At 68.1% G+C, this 3802-nt stretch carries 2 protein-coding genes and 2 pseudogenes; 1 reads left to right on the top strand and 3 read right to left on the bottom strand.

Annotated elements, in window-relative coordinates; genetic code table 11:
* Positions 1 to 367 precede the first annotated feature (367 nt).
* Together ACIRFL_RS43550 and ACIRFL_RS43555 are read right to left on the bottom strand one after the other, a co-directional pair.
* Positions 368 to 686 (bottom strand): annotated as a pseudogene (locus ACIRFL_RS43550) (TetR family transcriptional regulator); the annotation flags it as partial.
* 408 nt (positions 687 to 1094) lie between these two features.
* A pseudogene (locus tag ACIRFL_RS43555) lies at positions 1095 to 1799 on the bottom strand (ISL3 family transposase); the annotation flags it as partial.
* Positions 1800 to 2080: 281 nt separating this feature from the next.
* Between ACIRFL_RS43555 and ACIRFL_RS43560 the strand changes: the two are divergent.
* A complete protein-coding gene (locus ACIRFL_RS43560; protein WP_404041253.1) occupies positions 2081 to 2443 on the top strand; it encodes a transposase in 363 nt (120 codons plus the stop codon).
* Positions 2444 to 2522: 79 nt separating this feature from the next.
* On the opposite strand, the gene ACIRFL_RS43565 is transcribed toward ACIRFL_RS43560, so the two are convergent.
* Positions 2523 to 3419 carry an aminoglycoside phosphotransferase family protein gene (locus ACIRFL_RS43565; RefSeq protein ID WP_404041250.1) on the bottom strand — a complete coding sequence of 299 codons (897 nt, stop codon included), beginning with the start codon at positions 3417 to 3419 and terminating at the stop codon, positions 2523 to 2525.
* Between the last annotated feature and the right edge of the window lie 383 nt (positions 3420 to 3802).

Genomic DNA, 3802 nt, shown 5'->3' on the forward strand with positions numbered 1-3802 from the left:
GTCAACAGCCGCTCCGTCCCCGAGAAGGGCGCGAAGGTGCACGTCGTGCCGCGGCCGGGCGAGACCCACGTGTTCTCGACCTCCACGGGCGAGCGACTCACCGACTGACAGACCGGTCCACCTCGCGTGGAACAACCCCGGATAATTCACCCAGGTTGACGAATCAGGGCCCCGCAGGCTGCTGCGGGGCCCTTCTCGTTGCCGACGAACACCCGCCGCGCCAGACGCCCAAGCTGGCGCACGACAACCGGCACGGGACCGTACGGAGGCGTAACTCACCCGAACAGGCACAGGTTCCAGCCGCTGGTGCCTGGTCGTCGTAGCGGACGAGGGCCGGTTCCCGGTGGGGGGCGCGGGTGCGGAGCGGTCAGCCGGCGGGCGCCCGGGATGCGCCGAGGACGGAGCGGTGCCGGTCCACGATCCCCTCGACGATCCTCATCACGCGGCCCCCCGCCTGATCGATGCTTCCGTTCTACGTGCTGACCTGCGCGCCTTCGAAGTACGAAGGTGATCTCGCCCTCGGCCTGCTCGGGGCCGGGCAGCCCGGCCGCTGCGCACATGCCGACCAGCCGGCGGGTCTGGCTGGCCTTGTACTGCTCGATCACCTGCCGTGCGGGATGGGAGCGATCGGGCAGCTCGGCGATGGAGTTGATGAACGGACAGCCCCGGCTTCGCCGCGCAGAAAGTGCAACTCGTTCCAGGTGGATGTACTGCAACGTGGAGTCGGTGTCCCTGTGCCCGGCGAACGAGGCGATGGCATGCACTTCCCAGCCCATCCGCGCCAGGTCCGTGGCGCGGCACGGTGTTGAGGCCCCAGCCCAGATATCGGGCGATCGCCCGGCGCGAGTGGCCCTGCGCGAGCAACTCGTGGACCTGCGCATGGGCGGCCTTCTTGCGCTGGGCCCGCGGCCCGGAAGGCTCTGGGACACCGCAGTCCGAGTCGTTCTGTGGCAGGGCGGTGCCCCAACGCGCCGTTCCCACAGCGTGTCGGCCAACGACGGCTTGGGCTCCATTGGCGGGGCCCGCAAGAAGTCACGGCGGGCGGCGACGCAGGTCTCCACCGACCGGCCGAGGCCCTGCCACAGGTGGAACCGGTCAGCTACCCGGAGAGCGTCAGGGGCACCGAGCCGGGCCCCTTCAGCGTAGGCGCCTGCCCGGTCCCGGCAGATGATCTCCACGCCGGGGTGCGCGGTGAGCCACGCGGCGAGCGGCGCCGCTGCACGTCCGGGCAGGACATCGATCGGGTGGTGGCGTTCACCGTCCGTGATCACAGTGACGTACGACTGTCCGCGCCGCGTGGCGAAATCGTCAACCCCCAGCACCCGCGGCGGGCTGGACTGCGGATCGGGCAACGCCATGACCCGGCTCAGCAAGGTCATCCTCCCTGCGCCAAAGCCCAGTTGGGCAGCCAGCCGAGAGCCGGCCCGTCCGGCCAGTGCCAACCCGATGCGCTCCAAGGCGCGGTTGAACCGGCTGGTGAAGCGCGCGTACGCGGTGGCCAACTGTGCAAACGGCTCGGCGAACGTCCCGCGTGGGCAGTCCGCCGAGCCACAGATGAAACGCCGGACCGTCAACAGGATCACGACGCGGAACTCACCGAACAGGAGATCTCTGAGTCTGCGCTGGTAAGAGTCATGCACCCGGTCCGAGAAGCGCCTGCAGCCCGGGCAGGCCGCCCCGGCCGCCCGACACCTTGCCGCCACGTCAACCGTGCCGAAGGCGGCCGCAACCGCTTCGACGACCAAGTCGCCGATCCCGTCGAACACCAGCGAGTCCCAGAACGATACGTCGGCCTGCATGCCCAGCACCGTCACCGGCCACAGCCCTGAACGACGGCCAACTACAGCACCTGACGGAGCGTCACTATCGGTTGTTCGGCATCACGGCGTACGCGGTCTCACACTCGATTGGTGTATCGCAATCGAACGCTTCGGTCACCCTCCGCGACCGCTCCCCAAGATCTGTGCCAGAACCGAGTTTTTTGGCTACCAGGGCAGCTACCAGCGCGTTCGCGCCTACCTGCACGACAAGCGCACCTCACCACGACCGGTGACCCCCCGCCCGGGCCGTCGCCGGATGGATCCTTCGCCACCCGGAAACCCTCACCGAGTCCGAACAGCTCCAGCTCAAGAACGTCCGGGCCCACTGCCCCGAACTGGACGCCCTCACCCGACATGTCCGCTCCTTCGCGGCCATGCTCACCGAGCGCCAAGGCGAATGCCTGCCGGACTGGCTCGACGCCGTCCGACAGGACGACCTACCCAGCCTCCGCACCCTCGCCGCCGGCATCGACCGAGACCGCGACGCCGTCATCGCCGGCCTCACCCTGCCCTGGAACTCCGGCGTCGTCGAAGGCCACGTCAACCGCATCAAGATGCTCAAACGCCAGATGTTCGGCCGCGCAGGCTTCGCCCTCCTGCGAAAGCGAGTCCTGCTGGCGTGATGGGCCCAGCGGGGTCTACCCGGAACTCCGGTCGTGAGTCACGCATGCGGCTGCCGTCTACACCACCTCTGAGAGGACGTCACGGCGTCGACTCCAGGATGCGGTCGAGCGTCTGCTTCCCCGTCCTACTCATCGTCGGATTGCTCTCAACGTAGTACCACACGAGCCCCATCGCCTGTGCGAAAGCCCATGCCTTCCCACGCTCCCACTCCAGGTCGTCACAGCCCAGGGCCTGTCGGAGCACGTCACGCGGTCCCTCTTGAAGCAGGTGCCACGCGGCGACCAGATCCAGTGCGGGGTCGGCTGGGCCGAAGCTTCCGCCGTCCAGTACGCCACTGAGCCGGTCGCCGGAGACAAGCACATTGCCCGGAATCAGGTCGCCGTGGCTCATCACGTCATCGCTTTCGCGCGGTAGCTCCCGAAAGCGGCCCCACATCCGGCGCACCCGCGGCACCACCAGCAGTCCCTCGCTCTCTGTGAAGGACTTCTCCATGAACGCGTCATGGTCGCTGAGAACCCCGCCACGCCCCTGGCCGTTGAAGCGCCGCCCTCGCGTATCGGCCTTCCGGAGGGCTTCGATGAAGTCCGCGAGGTCCTGGGCGAAGGCGTGCGACCCGCTCGGGTCGGCGTCCCACGCGACGGTTCCCGGCAGCCACGTCTGCACCGACCACGGCATGGGATAGCCCGCGCCAGGCTCTCCCAGGGCCACGGGCTGCGGGGCGGGGAACGGAGACACCTGCGCCAACTCCGCGCTCGCTTCGGCCTCCCGCTGGAGGATTGCCCGCTGCTCGGCGGCGTCGACGAGGCGCAGGGGGAAACGTGCCGACAGGTCATTGCCGATGCGGAAGATCGCGTTGACTGTCCCGGAGGACTTCAGGAACTGGATCGCCTTGCCGCTCCACTGCGGGAACTGCTCCTGGATCAATGTGACGACGGTCTCCGTCGTCACTTCCACCTGATTGTCATGCATGCCCATGTTGTCTTTTGCTCTCTTCGCTAGCTGTGGTCTGGTCGCGGTCTCTCGCGCCTGCGCGAGTCGGTCGTCATGGCCGGTTGCCACATGCGCGTCGGTGAACCCCCGAAGTACGGCAGCCCAGTGCCGGGTCCAGAATGCGGGTTCGGGGGCGAGTATTTCTAGCGCCTGGTCAGCCGGGGCATCCTCACCGAGGCCGAACCCGGCCTGTTCACCCAAACCGGCCGGTACTCAGGTTGAACTCGTGGAGTCCGGTGGCCCGTGACGCTTCTTGATCGTTGCGGTATGACGTCGTCATGCGGTACGCGCATGGGGGCGGCCTGTCGCCCAGGGAGCAGGAGAAGCGGGAGCGGCTGCGTCTTGAGACGGCCGAGCGGTTCGCTCGT

The sequence above is a fragment of the Streptomyces sp. NPDC102462 genome, assembly GCF_044765425.1.
Classification (GTDB): domain Bacteria; phylum Actinomycetota; class Actinomycetes; order Streptomycetales; family Streptomycetaceae; genus Streptomyces.

Coding starts and splice junctions, on each gene's coding strand:
- ACIRFL_RS43565 (WP_404041250.1), bottom strand. CDS start 3,419: ATGGGCATGCATGACAATCAGGTGGAAGTGACGACGGAGACCGTCGTC.